18 protein-coding genes are annotated in these 15,145 nt (G+C 72.0%); 1 reads left to right on the top strand and 17 read right to left on the bottom strand.

Annotated features, from left to right (window positions below):
• Nucleotides 1-259: 259 nt before the first annotated feature.
• From dprA to proS, 16 genes are all read right to left on the bottom strand, one after another.
• Nucleotides 260-1,474, bottom strand: a complete 1,215-nt coding sequence (dprA, locus tag BR98_RS18305; protein ID WP_157537834.1) for a DNA-processing protein DprA — start codon at nucleotides 1,472-1,474, stop codon at nucleotides 260-262.
• On the bottom strand, nucleotides 1,471-3,081 hold the full coding sequence (locus BR98_RS18300) for a YifB family Mg chelatase-like AAA ATPase (RefSeq protein ID WP_035846063.1): 1,611 nt from the start codon (nucleotides 3,079-3,081) through the stop codon (nucleotides 1,471-1,473). Before BR98_RS18300 ends, dprA begins: the two co-directional genes overlap by 4 nt.
• 1 nt (nucleotide 3,082) lies before the next feature.
• Entirely contained in the window at nucleotides 3,083-3,583 is a 501-nt protein-coding gene (locus BR98_RS18295; protein WP_051969900.1) for a YraN family protein, read from the bottom strand.
• A gap of 128 nt (nucleotides 3,584-3,711) precedes the next feature.
• Complete coding sequence (locus BR98_RS18290) at nucleotides 3,712-4,038, bottom strand: DUF2469 domain-containing protein (protein WP_035846061.1); 327 nt, start codon at nucleotides 4,036-4,038, stop codon at nucleotides 3,712-3,714.
• A 57-nt stretch (nucleotides 4,039-4,095) separates the two neighbouring features.
• Nucleotides 4,096-4,584 carry an NUDIX hydrolase gene (locus BR98_RS18285; protein WP_035846060.1) on the bottom strand — a complete coding sequence of 163 codons (489 nt, stop codon included), beginning with the start codon at nucleotides 4,582-4,584 and terminating at the stop codon, nucleotides 4,096-4,098.
• Entirely contained in the window at nucleotides 4,581-5,348 is a 768-nt protein-coding gene (lepB, locus tag BR98_RS18280; RefSeq protein ID WP_083976710.1) for a signal peptidase I, read from the bottom strand. Before lepB (BR98_RS18280) ends, BR98_RS18285 begins: the two co-directional genes overlap by 4 nt.
• 132 nt (nucleotides 5,349-5,480) lie before the next feature.
• On the bottom strand, nucleotides 5,481-6,485 hold the full coding sequence (lepB, locus tag BR98_RS18275; protein ID WP_035846059.1) for a signal peptidase I: 1,005 nt from the start codon (nucleotides 6,483-6,485) through the stop codon (nucleotides 5,481-5,483).
• Between the two features lie 91 nt (nucleotides 6,486-6,576).
• Nucleotides 6,577-7,524 (bottom strand): signal peptidase I, encoded by a 948-nt coding sequence (gene lepB, locus BR98_RS18270; RefSeq protein ID WP_051969899.1) that lies wholly within the window; start codon nucleotides 7,522-7,524, stop codon nucleotides 6,577-6,579.
• Nucleotides 7,508-8,287 carry a signal peptidase I gene (lepB, locus tag BR98_RS18265; RefSeq protein WP_035846057.1) on the bottom strand — a complete coding sequence of 260 codons (780 nt, stop codon included), beginning with the start codon at nucleotides 8,285-8,287 and terminating at the stop codon, nucleotides 7,508-7,510. The genes lepB (BR98_RS18270) and lepB (BR98_RS18265) overlap by 17 nt, the downstream gene beginning before the upstream one ends.
• A 64-nt stretch (nucleotides 8,288-8,351) precedes the next feature.
• Nucleotides 8,352-8,702: a 50S ribosomal protein L19 gene (gene rplS, locus BR98_RS18260; RefSeq protein WP_035846055.1), complete on the bottom strand. Its 351-nt coding sequence runs from the start codon at nucleotides 8,700-8,702 to the stop codon at nucleotides 8,352-8,354.
• 155 nt (nucleotides 8,703-8,857) lie between these two features.
• Nucleotides 8,858-9,676, bottom strand: coding sequence for a tRNA (guanosine(37)-N1)-methyltransferase TrmD (gene trmD / locus BR98_RS18255; protein ID WP_035852883.1), 819 nt, complete (start codon nucleotides 9,674-9,676; stop codon nucleotides 8,858-8,860).
• A gap of 14 nt (nucleotides 9,677-9,690) precedes the next feature.
• Nucleotides 9,691-10,239: a ribosome maturation factor RimM gene (rimM, locus tag BR98_RS18250; RefSeq protein WP_035846053.1), complete on the bottom strand. Its 549-nt coding sequence runs from the start codon at nucleotides 10,237-10,239 to the stop codon at nucleotides 9,691-9,693.
• A 125-nt stretch (nucleotides 10,240-10,364) separates the two neighbouring features.
• Entirely contained in the window at nucleotides 10,365-10,604 is a 240-nt protein-coding gene (locus BR98_RS18245; RefSeq protein WP_035846051.1) for an RNA-binding protein, read from the bottom strand.
• A 2-nt stretch (nucleotides 10,605-10,606) separates the two neighbouring features.
• The gene (rpsP, locus tag BR98_RS18240; protein ID WP_035846049.1) at nucleotides 10,607-11,038 is read right to left on the bottom strand and encodes a 30S ribosomal protein S16; all 432 of its coding nucleotides are present in this window, start codon (nucleotides 11,036-11,038) and stop codon (nucleotides 10,607-10,609) included.
• A 188-nt stretch (nucleotides 11,039-11,226) separates the two neighbouring features.
• Nucleotides 11,227-11,814, bottom strand: a complete 588-nt coding sequence (locus BR98_RS18235) for a hypothetical protein (protein WP_035846047.1) — start codon at nucleotides 11,812-11,814, stop codon at nucleotides 11,227-11,229.
• Between the two features lie 340 nt (nucleotides 11,815-12,154).
• Complete coding sequence (proS, locus tag BR98_RS18230; RefSeq protein WP_035846045.1) at nucleotides 12,155-13,567, bottom strand: proline--tRNA ligase; 1,413 nt, start codon at nucleotides 13,565-13,567, stop codon at nucleotides 12,155-12,157.
• Between the two features lie 178 nt (nucleotides 13,568-13,745).
• On the opposite strand from proS, the gene BR98_RS18225 reads away from it, so the two are divergent.
• A complete protein-coding gene (locus tag BR98_RS18225) occupies nucleotides 13,746-14,522 on the top strand; it encodes a class I SAM-dependent methyltransferase (RefSeq protein WP_063774801.1) in 777 nt (258 codons plus the stop codon).
• A gap of 17 nt (nucleotides 14,523-14,539) precedes the next feature.
• On the opposite strand, the gene BR98_RS18220 is transcribed toward BR98_RS18225, so the two are convergent.
• Nucleotides 14,540-15,085, bottom strand: a complete 546-nt coding sequence (locus BR98_RS18220; protein WP_035846043.1) for a GNAT family N-acetyltransferase — start codon at nucleotides 15,083-15,085, stop codon at nucleotides 14,540-14,542.
• Nucleotides 15,086-15,145: the final 60 nt, after the last annotated feature.

Genomic DNA, 15,145 nt, shown 5'->3' with positions numbered 1-15,145 from the left:
ATAGGGAAGCCATAGGGAGCGTAGCGTGATCGAGTCGATGCGCTGCGCTACCACCACCTGGCCGTCGCTCGTTCCGGTGGCGTTCACTCTGACGCGGGAACGCCACCGCCGTGACCGGCGCCGTCGCCAGGCGTACGCCCGCTCACGCCGTCCCGGTAGCCCCACCTGGTAACCCCACCCGGTCGGCCCCGCCAGGGCCGCACCCGTGACCGCGCCATCGATCACCAACGACCGTCGGCTCCTGACGGTGCGTCCAGACTCACCGGATCACCCTCCAGTGCGATCCCGCTCGCTGGACGAAGCCGAGCGAGCAGAGCTCGTAGAGCTGCTTGAGCACCTGGTCCGGGGACAGGCCGGTGCGCAGCGCGAGGGCGCCGACCGGTGCGCCGGTGCGGCCGGCCGGGATCGCCTCCAGCACCTGGGCGGCAGCCCGGTCCAGCAGGTCGCGCGGGTGGTCCAGCGAGCGGTGCAGCGGCGCCAGGTCCGCACCGATCGCGCCGATCTGCTCGATCACCTCGGCGGCACTGGTGACCAGGGTGGCGCCGCCGCCCCGGATCAGCTCATGCACGCCCGCCGACAGCTCGGAGGTGACCGGTCCACAGACGCCCATGGTGTGCCGGTTCAGCTCGATCGCCCGGCGAGCCGTGCTGAGCGCCCCGCTGCGGTGCGCGGCCTCCACCACCACGGTGCCCCTGGTGAGCGCCGCCAGTACCCGGTTCCGCAGCACGAACCGGAAGCGGTTGGGGTGCTCGCCCGGCGGGTGCTCGCTGACCAGTTGGCCCTGTTCACGGATCCGGCGGATCAGGCCGCTGTTGCCGCGCGGGTACTCGACGTCCACCCCGGAGGCGAGCACGCCCACGGTCATGCCGCCGACCGCCAGTGCGCCGCGGTGCGCGGCCGCGTCGATGCCGTAGGCGGCGCCGGAGCTGACCACCCAGCCGCGCTCGGCCAGCTCGGCGGCGAGCTCGGTGGCTACGTGGGCACCGTAGGCGGTGCAGGCGCGGGAGCCGACCACGGCCACCGATCGTAGGGCGAGCAACCGCAGCGACCCGGTGCCCAGTACCCACAGGCCGATCGGCGCGGTCTCGGCCAGGTCGGTGAGCTGGCTCGGCCACTCGGCGTCGGCACAGGTCAGGAAGCGGCCGCCGAGTGAACGGATGCGATCGAGATCGGCGACCGGGTCGATGGTGGCCAGCCGGTTGCGCAGGGCGGCGAGCCGCTGCCGGTCGATCCTCAGTTCCGGGTGGCGGTCACCGCCTCGCAGCAGCTGGATCAGCTCGGCGGCGGGGCGGGCTCGTAGCCAGTGCCCGATGGCGCTGTTGCCCGGCTCGACCAACCTGGTCAGCGCGGCCCGGGCCAACCGCTCCCGATCGGCGGATCCGGCAGGTCCGGGAGGTGGCGCGGCCGGACTCGTCCCGGGGAGGTCGAGTGTGGGCTGGTACCCGCCGCCCAGCTCCGGCTGACGGCCCGTCACAGCAGACCGCCGAGCGGGCGGACACCGCTGGGGAAGCCGCGTCGCAACACCAGGGCCGTGCGCAGTTCGGCGGCGCCGGGGGCGTCCCGGCCGGCCAGGTCGGCGACCGTCCAGGCGACCCGCAGCACCCGGTCCAGGCCGCGGGCGGTGAGCAGCCCGCGCTCCATCTCGCGTTCGGCCTCCACCAGGGCCCCCGGGTCGGGGCGCCAGCGGGAGCGCAGTTCGCGGCCCGGTACCTGGGCGTTGGTGCGCCACGGAGTCCCGGTGTAGCGCGCGGCCGCGCGCTCCCGGGCGGTACGGACCCGCTCGGCCACCACCGCCGTCCGCTCGGCGAGCTGGTCCCGTTCGAGTAGCTCGGCCCTGGTCACCGGCTCGACCTGGACCCGCAGGTCCACCCGGTCCAGCAGCGGCCCGGACAACCGCCCCTGATAGCGGCTCACCATCACCGGCGTGCAGTCGCACCCCTCGCCCCGCCGGGAGTACCGCCCGCACGGGCAGGGGTTCGCGGCCAGGCAGAGCAGGAAGTTGGCGGGCAGCCGCAGCGACCCGGCGGAGCGGGCGATCACCACCTCGCCGGACTCCAGCGGCTGCCGCAGCGCGTCCAGCACCCGGACCGGGAACTCGGGTGCCTCGTCCAGGAAGAGCACTCCGCGGTGGGCCAGCGAGACGGCGCCGGGGCGGGGCAGACCGCTGCCGCCGCCGATGATCGCGGGCATCGTGGTCGAGTGGTGCGGGGCGCAGTAGGGCGGCAGGTCGACCAGCGGGCGCCCTGGCGGCAGCAGCCCGGCGACCGAGTGAACGGCCGTCACCTCGAGCGCCTCGGACCTGGTCAACGGCGGCAGCAGGCCCGGCAGCCGCTCGGCGAGCATCGTCTTGCCGGCGCCCGGCGGGCCCTTGAGGTAGAGGTGGTGGCCACCGGCCGCGGCGATCTCCAGGGCCCGCCGGGCCTCGTACTGACCGGCGACATCGCCCAGGTCAGGCCCGAACTCGGGATCGGCGGTGCCCCGACGCACGGCCGCGCCCGGCAGCAGCAGTCCCGCCATCAGCGGATCGGGGCTGCCGGCCATCCGGTCGGGCGGTTCCTCGGGCACCTCGGCGTCGGTGAGCAGCGCGATCAGTTGGCGCAGGCTGCGGACGCCGAGCACCGAGACGCCGGGGACCAGGGCCGCCTCGGCCGCGGTCTGCTCGGCGACCACCACCTGCCGAAACCCTGCCTCGGCGGCGGCCAGCACCGAGGGCAGCACTCCGCGCACCGGGCGGACCCGGCCGTCCAGTCCCAGCTCACCGATGATCAGCAGGTCGGCGATGGCGGGCGGGGGCAGCCGCTCGGCCGCCGCCAGCACCGCGCAGGCCACGGCCAGGTCGAAGCCGCTGCCGCTCTTGGGCACCGAGGCGGGGCTGAGCCCGACGGTGAGTTTGCGCTGCGGCCAGGCCTCGCCGCTGTTGACCACGGCAGCCCTGACCCGGTCGCGGGCCTCGCTGAGTGCCTTGTCGGGCAGGCCCACCAAGGTGAAGGCGGCCACGCCGGGTTCAAGGTCGGCCTGTACCTCGACCACCACGCCGTCCACGCCGATCAGGGCCACCGAGCAGGTCCGGGCGAAGGCCATCTCAGACCACCCCCCGCAGGTGCTCGACCAGCGCGGCGCCCCTGGCCCGGCTGACCACCGACACCAGGTCGATCCGCACACCGCCGGGCGGCAGCGGCACCGGTAGCGACACCGGCAGGGACACCGGCAGCAGCCCGGCTGTCCCAGCTGGCCCAGGCGGCCCGGCTGGCCCAGCCGGCCCGGATTCGACGGCGGACACCCCCGCCAGCCGGGCGAAGTGTTCCGGCCAGCGTTCCGTCAGCCAGCGTTCGGCGAGCCGACGCAGCCGCTCGGCCTTGACCGGGCCGAGGCCCTCCGCGGGCTGCTGGAAGCCGTGTTCGGAGCGGGTCTTGACCTCGCAGACGGCAACCGTGTCACCATCCAGCGCGATGATGTCGAGCTCCCCCTGGGCGCAGCGCCAGTTGCGTTCCAGGACTCGCAGGCCGTCCTGCCCCAGTCGGCGGACGGCCACCTCCTCGCCGTAGCGGCCGAGGGCCTGCTGTGCGTTCTGCACGGCGATCACCTCCGATGACGGAGGTTGCCGTGTCGTCGTCCCACCGGCGAGCAGCAGTCGTCAGCCTGTGGACAACCCAGGGGGTGTGGATAACCCCGAGTAGGAAGAGACCAGTGTGGAGGGATCGGCCGAGGAGATCAGTTCCCGAAGCCCGCATCGTCCGAGGGCAGCTCCAGGTCGCTCTTCGCCAGCTCCTCGATGTTGACGTCCTTGAACGTCAGCACCCGCACCTTGCGGACGAATCTGGCCGGCCGGTACATGTCCCAGACCCAGGCGTCGGCCATCGAGACCTCGAAGAACACCTCCCCCTGCACCGAGTGCACCTGCAGCTCGTAGTCATTGGTGAGGTAGAACCGGCGCTCCGTCTCGATCACGTACTTGAAGAGGCCGACGACGTCCTTGTACTCCCGGTAGAGCTTGAGCTCCATCTCGGTCTCGTACTTCTCGAGATCTTCGGCACTCATTCAGGCGTCCCCTCAGCTCGTCAGGTACCTCCCCATTGTGGACCACACCACCGTCGCTCAGAGGCTGACCGGGACGACTGGCGGCCCCTGCTCCAGCAGTAGGGCCAGCAGCTCCGCCAGCCGCTCGGGGTAGACCTGTTCCGTGGTGGCGCGCAGTTGGTCCACCGTCCACCAGCGGGACTCGCGCAGTTGCTCGCGCTCCTCGGGCTCGCAGCCGGAGCTGTCCAGGGCGGCCGGGTCGGTCAGCCCGGTGCGGGCGAGGTAGAAGACCTGCCGCTGCTCGTAGGGCCGCCCGGCGTAGCTGAAGACCGCCAGCTCCTCGGCGACCGGCGGGCCGAGCTCGATGCCGGTCAGACCGGTCTCCTCGGCCAGCTCGCGCAGGGCGGCCTGGCGGCTTTCCTCGCCGGGCTCGAGGCCGCCGCCCGGCGTGATCCACCAGGTCCGGGTGGGCTCGGCGGGGTCGAAGCCGCGGAACAGCAGCAGCCGGTCGGCGGCGTCCAGCAGCAGGACGCGGGCCGCCTCACGCCGCCGCACCGCCACCGTCATCGCCTCCCGCGCAGCCGCCGCGCCAGCCCGGCGACCGGCCCGGTCAGCGAGGTCAGCACGATCACCACCGCGCCCGCCACCGTCGTCCAGGCCAGCGGCACCAGTGGCCCGGGCCGGGCCGCGACCGGGCCGGTCAGCGCGTCGAAGGCCACCGTACGTCCGTGCAGGCCGAGGTGGGACAGCGGCCAGACGGTGGCCTCCACCCGGGCGGTCACCTCGGTGGCGGCGATGGTGCCGGACAGCTGGTCCAGGTGCACCCGGGAGTCCAGCGAGCCGTTGCGGTTGTCGCCGAGCACGAAGAGCCGCCCGGCCGGAACGGTGGCCTTGAAGGCCGGGCTGATCGGGGCGCCGGCGGCCAGGTAGGTCTCGTCGATCGGCTTGCCGTCGACCGTGATCCGGCCCTGCTCGTCGCCGGTCACGGTGTCGCCGCCGACCCCGATCACCCGCTTGACCATGGTCTCGTTGCCCCAGAGCGGGTCGCTGAAGATCACCACGTCGCCGCGCCCGATCGAGCCCCCGTCCACCCGGCGGGCCAGCACGGTGTCACCGGCCGCGATGGTCGGCTTCATCGAAGGGGTCGGCACGAAGGAGACGGCGTAGTCGAACGCCAGCAGGGCGAAGCCGCCGACCAGCATGCCCAGGCCGAGCACCAGCGCCACCGCCTGCAGCACGCCCGGGAGCCGCCGGCGCGGGACGGGCCCGGTGGCGGCGGGCGTGGCACGGGCAGCCGCGGGGCCGGGCGTCTCTTCGGCGAGGCTGCTCATTCGTCTGCCATCCAGGGTGCGAGGGGCCGGACACGGCGGCGGGCCGTGGCACGTCCGAGCAGATTACTCGTCGGTACCACGGCCCGCGCAAGAGCCGGAGCCAAGGAACGCTCAGCCAACCCAGCGGCCCGGTCAGTCCTGCAGCCGCCGTCGGCGCAGCACCAGGGTGACCGGCAGCGCCCCCGCCACGCCGAGCAGCGGCGGTGCCAGCACCGCCGCGGCGCCCGAGACGCCCTTCTGGTCGAAGGTGGACGGGATCGGCAGTGTGGACCAGTGGTTCAGCGGCCAGGCCACCACGAAGGCGCGGCCGACCACGTTCTTCACCGGCACGCTGCCGCCGCCGGGCTGGTCCATGTGGAAGCGCGAGTCCAGCGAGTCGTCGCGGTGGTCGCCCATCACCCAGATGCTGTTCGCCGGCACCTTGACCGGCCCGAACGGCTTCTGTCCGCAGGCCCCGAACTCGGGGTTGGTGTTGAAGACGTACGGCTCGTTGAGCGCCACGCCGTTGACCTTGAGCGGCCCGTTGCCCTGGCACTCGATGGTGTCGCCGCCGACCGCGACGACCCGCTTGATCAGGTCCTTCTCGTTGGCCGAGGGCATCAGACCGATGAAGCTCAGCACGTCCTGCAGGCCGCGAACCACCGAGTTGGAGCTCTGCTGGCTGGGCACCTCGTTCAGCCAGCCGCCCGGGTCGTGGAAGACCACCACCTCGCCGCGGTCCGGCTTGGCGCCGAACCAGGGCGTCAGCTTGTCCACCAGCACCCGGTCGCCGACCTGGAGGGTGTTCTGCATCGACTCCGAGGGGATCGAGAACGCCTGCACGAAGAAGGTCTTGATGACCAGCGCCAGTACCAGGGCGATGCCGATCAGGATCGGCAGTTCCTTCCAGAAGGAGCGCTGCTTGCGCTCCGTGGGAGGCTCCTCGACGATCTCCTCGGGCACTGCTTCGGGGGCGCCGCCCTCGTGTCGCGCCGCACCGCCCTCGCCGTACCCGCCTTCGCCGTACCCGCCCGAGCCCTGATCGCCGGCACCGTCGTTCGGCTCCGGGGGCCCGGCGGATTCGGTGGACTGGGCCGTACGGCCGCCGGAGCCCTCAGGCTCGCCGGCACCGCGGGCACCGATCACCAGATCCCCCACGACATCTCCTCCCTGCTGTGCGGACGACTACCGTCCGCGCTGATGAGTCCCGCACAGCGGGCAACACGCCTGGTACTCCAGCACTTCTCTATCACCCCGGGCGTCCCACCCGGGTCTTCCCACGCGCCGGGCGATCAACCGGTCCGGCGGTCGACCCGTGCCGGCGCCTGCGCCGCAGCACGGTCGGCCAGACACCCAACATCCCCATAACGAGTGACGGTTCCAGGAGATCCGGCCTCGACACATCGGATTGACCGGGCTGCCCGGCGGCCGACAGGGTCGGGTAGCTCGGCTGCGTCACGCCTTGGAACCGGCCGAGCGGCCAGGCGATCAGGAAGGCCCGCCCGACCACGTTCGAGAGCGGCACCGTGCCCTGGTCGGGGCCGGTCATGTGGTAGCGGGAGTCGGCCGACAGGTCGCGGTGGTCGCCCATCACCCACAGCCGCCCGGGTGGCACGGTGACCCGGAACGGGGTGCGCGAGGGCGGGTTGCCCGGGGCCAGGTACGGCTCGTCGATCGGCTTGCCGTTGACGGTGATCCGGCCCCGGTCGTCGCAGCAGACCACGGTGTCGCCGCCGACCCCGATCACCCGCTTGATCAGGTCCTGCTCGCTCGAGGAGGGCAGCAGACCGACGTAGCTGAAGACCTCCTTGACGCCCTTGGTGACCGCCCCGTCGGTGTCCGGGTGCCGCTCGTTCTCCAGCCAGCCGCCCGGGTCCTTGAAGACCACCACGTCGCCGCGGTGCGGGGTGCTGCCGAACCAGGGGGTGAGCTTGTCGACCAGCACCCGGTCGCCGATCTGGATGGTCTGCTCCATCGAGCCGGACGGGATCACGAAGACCTGCACGAAGAAGGTCTTCAGGGTCAGCGCGATCAGCAGCGCGACCACCGCGATGATCGGCAGCTCGCGCAGCAGCGATCGGCGGCGCTTGCGGGCCGCCCGCTGGGCGGTCCGACGCCGCTCGGCCCGGCCGCGCCGGGCCGACCGGTCCTCGGTGCGCCGTTCGGCGGCGGGTGTGCTCCTACCCCTGGTCCCCATGCCCACCGGTCCCCCCTGCCGAGGCGACGGCGGCGAAACCGGCAGGCCGGTCCAGGCTGCGCCAGTGCCCGATCGGGAAGAGCACCCAGTCGGCCCGCCCGATCACCTTGCGTTCGGGGACGAAGCCGCCGCCCGGGTCGCCGAGGTGGTCCCGGGAGTCGCGCGAGTTGCTGCGGTGGTCGCCGAGCAGGAAGAGTTCGCCGGCCGGCACCTTGATGTCGAAGCCGACGGCTGACGGTGCGTCACCCGGGAACAGGTAGTCGGACTCGGCCAGCCGCACACCGTTGACGGTCAGTTCGTCCTCCCCCACCCGATAGGTCACCCGGTCACCGCCGACCCCGATCACGCGCTTCACGAAGACCGAGCCGTCCCCACTGCCCAGACCGAGTGACGCGGCGAGCCGGCTCAACTCGGTACCGATGCCGATCGAGTTGTCGCCGCCCGGCACGAAGGAGTCGGTGCCGTCGAAGACCACCACGTCGCCGCGGTGCACCGAACCGCCGAACTGGTAGGCCAGTTTGTTCACCAGCAGCCGGTCGCCGGGCCGCAGCGCGTTCTCCATCGAGGCCGAGGGCACCACGAACGGCTGCGCGACGAAGGCGTTGACCAGCAGCAGCACCAGGACGCAGACCGCGAGGAGCTTGGCCAGGTCCCGCCACCGCCAGCCGAGAAGGCCGGAAACGGCCGCGGACCGCGACGGCTGGTCCGCACCCGAAGGTACCGAGGTGCCGTCGCGGTCCGCGATCGGTTCGTGCGTGCTCATCGGGCTGAGCTTAGCGGCCCGCTCCGAGCGTGCTGAACCCCCGGGGCGACCCGGGGGCGGCGGATCAGCGGTCGCGCTTCTCCTTGATCTTCGCGGCCTTGCCGCGCAGGTCACGCAGGTAGTACAGCTTGGCGCGACGGACGTCACCGCGGGTGACGACCTCGATCTTCTCGACGATCGGGGTGTGCACCGGGAAGGTGCGCTCCACGCCGACGTTGAAGCTCACCTTGCGGACGGTGAAGGTCTCACCGATGCCCGCGCCGTGGCGGCGGATCACGACGCCCTGGAAGACCTGGACACGGGAGCGGTTGCCCTCGATGACCCGGACGTGGACCTTCAGGGTGTCACCGGCGCGGAAGGCCGGGATGTCGGTGCGCAGCGAGGGCGCGTCGACAGCAGCGAGCTTGTTGCTCATGGTGTTCTCCATCGCAGGCGCCACGGGCCGCCCACGGAAAATTCGTCACAATGGGGTTTGCTGCGGGCCGCACCGGTTGGCGGCGACTCCCCCGTGGCGGGGGCGCCGGACCACTGGCCCGCACGAGTGCGGGCCCAGCGACAGACAACAGCCGCCTATTCTTCCACAGCCTCGGTCACCGAGAGAAATCGGCCGGCCGCCTCGTCCCAGCGCAGTCCGAGCACGCTCAGCGCCTCCCGCTCCTTCTTGTCGAAGCCGCCGAGCTGCCAGCGCGCCACCAGGTCAGGGCGGTTGGCGAGGGTGCGGGCGAAGGCCTGCTCGCGGCGCCAGCGGGCGATCTTGCCATGGTTGCCGCTGAGCAGCACCTCGGGCACCTCGCGGCCGCGCCACTCGGCGGGCTTGGTGTACACCGGGCCCTCCAGCAGGTCGGCCATCGCGCCGGGGGCGAAGGAGTCGTCGCGGTGCGATTCGGCGTTGCCGAGCACCCCGGGCAGCAGTCGGGCGATCGCCTCGACCATCACCAGCACCGCCACCTCGCCGCCGGCCAGCACGTAGTCGCCGATCGAGGCCTCGACCACCGGCATCCGGGTGGCGGCCTCCTCGATCACCCGGCGGTCGATGCCCTCGTAGCGGGCCGGGGCGAAGGCCAGCCAGCGCCGCTGCGCCAGCTCCTGGGCCAGCTCCTGGGTGAACGGCGCGCCGCTGGGCGTGGGCACCACCAGGGTGGGCAGTTCGTCGGCCGGGCCGGCCGCGAGCACGGCGTCCAGCGCCTCGCCCCACGGCTCGGGCTTCATCACCATGCCGGGGCCGCCGCCGTACGGGGTGTCGTCCACCGTGCGGTGCACGTCGTGGGTCCAGGAGCGCAGGTCGTGCAGGTGGACGTCGAGCTGGCCGCGGGCCCGGGCCTTGCCGACCAGTGAGACGTTCAGCGGCTCGAGGTACTCGGGGAAGATCGTGACCACGTCGATCCGCATGCCGTGCTCAGCGGTCACCGGTCGGCCTCCGGGCCGCCGTCGACCTCGGCCTGCGCCTCGTCGATCAGCCCGCCGGGCGGGGTGATGACGCAGCGCTGGTTCTCCAGGTCGATGGTCGGCACGATCTGCGCGACGAACGGGACCAGCACCTCGGTGCCGTCCGGCTTGGTGACGGTGAGCAGGTCCTGGTACGGCAGGTGCACGACCTCGGTCAGCTCGCCGACCGGGGTGCCGTCCTGCAGCACCACGTCCAGGCCGATCAGCTGGTGGTCGTAGTACTCGTCCTCCTCCTCGGGCCGCTCCTCGGGATCGACCTCGGCGATCAGCATGGTGCCGCGCAGCGCCTCGGCGTCGGTGCGGTCCTTGACCCCGGCGAAGCGGATCAACAGCCGCCCGCTGTGCACCTTGCCGGACTCGACGGTCAGCGGTCCGGCCGTGGCGGGGTCGGTGAGCAGGACCGCACCCGGGCCGAGCCGCAGCTCCGGCTCGTCGGTGCGGACCTCGACGAAGACGTCCCCCCTGATGCCGTGGGCACGGCCGATCCGGCCGACGACGAGCTGCACGGTGTTACTCCTGAGCGTGAGTGGGTGGAACCAGAGCGAGCAGGAACCAGCGGACTGGAACCAAAAAGAACCGGCCGGGACGCGTCACGCGTCCCAGCCGGTCCAAGAGCAGACGACGGTGATCGTCAGCGGATGTTGTCCACGTCGACCAGGTCGACGCGGATGTTGCGACCGCCGAGCGCGCCCACCACGGTGCGCAGCGCACGCGCGGTGCGGCCACCGCGGCCGATCACCTTGCCGAGGTCATCGGGGTGCACCCGCACCTCGATGGTGTTCCCGCGACGGAGGTTGCGCGAGCGCACCTGCACGTCCTCGGGGTGCTCGACAATGCCCTTCACCAGGTGATCGAGGGCGTCCTCGATCACGCTCAGGCCTCGGTGGAAGCGGCGTCGGCGTCAGCCTCGGCCTTGTCCGACTTCTTGGCCTTCGGGGTGATGGCGACACCGGTGGTGGCGTCCTCGAAGCCGGCGACGGCCTTCGCGAACAGGTGCGAGAAGTCCTCGGTCTTCGGCTCGGCGACCAGCAGCGGCGCCGGGGCCGGCAGGCCCTTGAACTTCTGCCAGTCACCGGTGAGCTTCAGGATGGCGAGCACCGGCTCGGTCGGCTGGGCGCCGACGGACAGCCAGTACTGGGCGCGGTCGGTGTCGACCTCGATCTTCGAGGGGTTGTACGTCGGCTGGTAGATGCCGATCTCCTCGATCGCGCGGCCGTCACGCTTGGTGCGCGAGTCGGCGACGACGATGCGGTAGTGCGGGGAGCGGATCTTACCGAGACGCTTGAGCTTGATCTTGACTGCCACGGGAGTGGATTCTCCTGGAGTTGACGTGGGTGAGCGACCGCGCTCCGCGTGGGGTTGCGGGGTCGGTCGTTCCGGTGACACGCCAGCCGTAGGAGAGAGGGTCCTGTTGGCTGTCGGGTATCAGCTGTCAATTGTGCCACAAGCCCGAAGCTCCCCCCGACCGAGGCCGGGGGGAGCATTTCGGGACATCAGGCGATCTTGAACGGCTGCTGGCAGGCGCCGCAGACGATCGAGGCCTGGGCCAGCACCGAGGGCACCACCCGGACGTTGCGCCCGCAGCCGCAGACGGCCTTGACCCGGACGCCGCCGCCCGAGGAGCCGTGCCGGGCGGCCGGGCCGCGGAAGGTGCGCAGCACGCCGCCGTCCACCGAGCCGGCCACGGCCTGCTGGTGGGCGCCGAGCGCACGCTCGAGCCGCTCGATGGTCGCGGCGTAGCGCTCCTGGGTCTCGGCGAGCATGGTCACCTGGGAGAAGCCGCTGCTGGCATGCGGCTCGACCGGGTGGGCCAGCCCCAACTCGGAGGCGAGCAGCAGGAAACGACGGTTGTGGTAGCGCCCGGCCCGGGAGGTGTCCCGGATCTCGCGGGCGGCGGCCAGACCGTGGGCGGCCTCGTGCAGCAGCCGCTCGAAGCCGAGCTGGGTGCCGCAGGCCGAGGACGACTCGCCGATCAGCGCCTCGGGCGAGGCGAGGTCGGGCAGGTCGTGGTGGTAGGCCTGGATGTCGCTCCAGGCGGCGGCCAGTTCGGCCGCGAGGACGAGGGGCTGTGTCGTGCTCACGCTATACCAACGAGGGAATCGGTTCCGGCGTTCCATTCCTGAGTGTTCTCGGGGAATTCCCGGGAAACTCTCAGCTGGGCGTAATCGTGCCCTTGATGAGCGTGCGAAATCTGACGCAAGACCAACCCCCTCGGTGTCTGCACCCGTCGATCCTCGCCGGGTCGGCCGATTCCTGGCACGGCGGATCGCCGTGCCGAGTGTACGGCCCGTGGTCCCATGGGTTTTGACAGGGCCACGGGCCGTACACCGTACCGCTAGTTCGCCCGCACTGGGAGTTGACTGGCCAGTAGACGAGACGCCGTCACCTACTGGTTACGCAACCGGAGTGCGAACGCGGCTTTCAGTACGCGCGCGCGACAATCGCGATATTGCCGTCCTGGTCGTAAGAGGTCGGGACCGAACCATCGGCGGCCACCAGGCAGCGCACCGAAACGCCCTGCTCGGCCAGCTTGGCCTCGCCCTCCGGGCCGAGATCGGCCCAGGAGATCCGGCCCCAGCCGGTGGCGGCGGCCTCGACGCACTCGTCCAGGGTCTTCACGTCCACCGTGCGGGCCTCGCGGCGCTCGCGGGACTGGCGCAGCAGCAGCGCCTGGTCCTCCTCCAGGATGCCGGGCAGCAGGGCGGCCAGGGCGTCGATCGACACCGGCTCCTTGCCGCCGGGAATCCGGCGGGCCAGCATCGCGGTGCCGGCCTCCAGGTCGCGCGGGCCGACCTCGATCCGCACCGGGACGCCCTTGAGCTCCCAGTCCACCGCGCGGCGGCCGAACGGGGTGTCGGTGCGGTCGTCCACCAGGGTGCGGATGCCGGCGGCCTCCAGCTGGGCGCCGATCTCGCGGACCTTGGCGATCACCGCGTCGTCGCCCTTGATGGCGAGCACCACGGCCTGGGTGGCCGCCAGCCGCGGCGGCACCCGCAGGCCGTTGTCGTCACCGTGCGACATGATCAGGCCGCCGACCATCCGGGTGGAGACGCCCCAGGAGGTCTGCCAGACGAACTCGCGCTCGGCGCCCTGCAGCTGGTACGTGGTGTTGAAGGCCTTGGCGAAGTTCTGGCCCAGCTCGTGGCTGGTGCCCAGCTGCAGCGCCTTGCCGTCGCCCATCATGCCCTCGAGGGTGAGGGTGTTGATGGCGCCGGCGAAGCGCTCCTTGATCGTCTTGCGACCGAGCACCACGTCGATGCCCAGCACGTTGGTCATGAAGTCGCCGTAGACGTCCGTGTGGATCATCGAGGCGTAGTCGCGGGCGTCCTCGTAGGTCGCGTGCGCGGTGTGGCCCTCCTGCCAGAGGAACTCGGTGGTGCGCAGGAAGATCCGCGGGCGCAGCTCCCAACGGACCACGTTGGCCCACTGGTTGATCAGCAGGGGCAGGTCGCGGTGGCTCTGCACCCACTTGGAGAAGTACTCGTTGATGATGGTCTCGGAGGTGGGCCGCACGACGACCGGCTCCTCGAGGTCCTTGCCGCCGCCGTGGGTGACCACCGCGAGCTCGGGGGCGAAGCCCTCGACGTGCTCGGCTTCCTTGGTCAGGTAGTGCTGCGGGATGAACATCGGGAAGTAGGCGTTCTGCGCGCCGGCCTTCTTGATCCGCGCGTCCATCTCCTGCTGCATCCGCTCCCACAGGCCGTAGCCGTACGGTCGGATGACCATGGTGCCGCGCACCGGACCGTTGTCGGCCAGCTCGGCCTTGTTGATCAGATCCTGGTACCAGCGCGGGAAGTCGTCCGCCTGGGGGGTGAGAACGGGAGCCTTTGCCATGGGGCGAATCGTACGGTGCCGGGCAGGTCGAGCGTGAATCGATATCGCCTGGGGGCGCACGCCCGGCGGCGCGAATGCTCCGGCGCGCTCCTCTGGACGGCGCGCCCGGGCGGCTGTTCGCTTGTGATGGGGCGGAGAGTCATGGGGGTTCACCGCGGACCGATGGGAGGCCCACCAGATGGCTTCAGCGCACGGCACGGCCCCGGATCTGACACGACCTCGACCGGGCTCACGGGCCCGCGACTGGGCCGAGATCCAGGAGCGCACGCTGGTGCCGCTCTACGAGGCGGTGCACGAGCGGCTGGCGGTCGGCCCGGCCACCAGCCTGCTCGGCCTGGGCTGCCGCTCCGGCCTGGCGCTGCTGCTGGCCGCCGCGCGCGGCGCCGAGGTGGCCGGTCTGGAGCCCGACCCGCAACTGCGCGAGCTGGCCCGGGCCCGCCGGCTGACGGTCGCCGCGGGGTCCCTCCCCCGAACGGCGCACAGCGTGGTGACCGTCTTCGAGCCGCTGCGCCTGGGCGCCGATCCGCACCGCACGATCCGCGAGGCGGCCCGGCTGACGCTGCCCGGCGGAGTGGTGGTGCTGGCCGCGCCAGGGCCCGCGGCGGCGTGCGAGAGCACGGCGGTGCTGGAGGTGGCGCGCCGGTGCGCTGGTCCGCGCCCGGCGCCCGCACCGCTCGCCGGCGCGGGCGAGCTGGGCTCGCTGGGTGAGCTTGCGGCCGGGGTCGGGCTGCGGCTGGTCGGCCACGGCCAGGCGGCCTGCCCGTTCGGCTACGCCGACCTGGACAGCGCGGTGCGCGGGCTGCTCGCCACCGGCTGGTTCGACGCGGCGGTCGCCTACGCGGGCGAGGTGCCGGTGGCCAAGGAGCTCGTCGAGGCGCTGCACCCGTTCACCCGGGAGGACGGCACGGTGCGGATGGCCACCGAGTTCCAGTACCTGCTGGCCGCCCGCGGCTGACCCGGTCCGCACCGCCGCTATGGGCGCTCCCCCGGCGGGGGCCCCAGCGGGCGCCACTCCTCCACCGTCAGGGCGAACCGCTCGTGGTCGCGCCAGGCGCCGTCCAGGAAGAGCATCCGGGGGGTGAACCCCTCGTGCCGGAAGCCCAGGCGACGGGCCAGCCCGATCGAGCGCTCGTTCTCCGGCTGCACGTTGATCTCCAGCCGGTGCAGGCCCAGCCCGCCGAGGCTCAGGTCGGCGAAGCAGCGGTCCACCACCAGTCGCATCCCCTCGGTCATCCGCCCGGTCCCGGCATAGGGCAGGTAGCTGTCGTAGCCGAGTGCGGCATTGCAGAACCGGCCCATCACGATGTTGGAGACGTTGCACTTGCCGACCAGGCCGCCGTCCTCCTGATCGATGATCAGATAACTGCGAAGACCGGGCCCCTGACGCTGCAACAGGTCCGGCAGGCCGTCCGGCTCCACCGGGTTCCACCGCCCGATGTGCTCGGCGGAACGCCGCACCGCCGCGGCGTACGGACCGGCGTCGGAGGGCCGGGGGGCACGGATGGTCACTCGCGTCATCGGACCATCATGGAGCATGCCAACGGCCCGTCACTTTCGTGACGGGCCGTTGATCACCTG

The sequence above is a fragment of the Kitasatospora azatica KCTC 9699 genome, assembly GCF_000744785.1.
Taxonomy (GTDB): Bacteria; Actinomycetota; Actinomycetes; order Streptomycetales; family Streptomycetaceae; genus Kitasatospora; species Kitasatospora azatica.
This window is presented reverse-complemented; position numbering and strand designations above follow the sequence as displayed.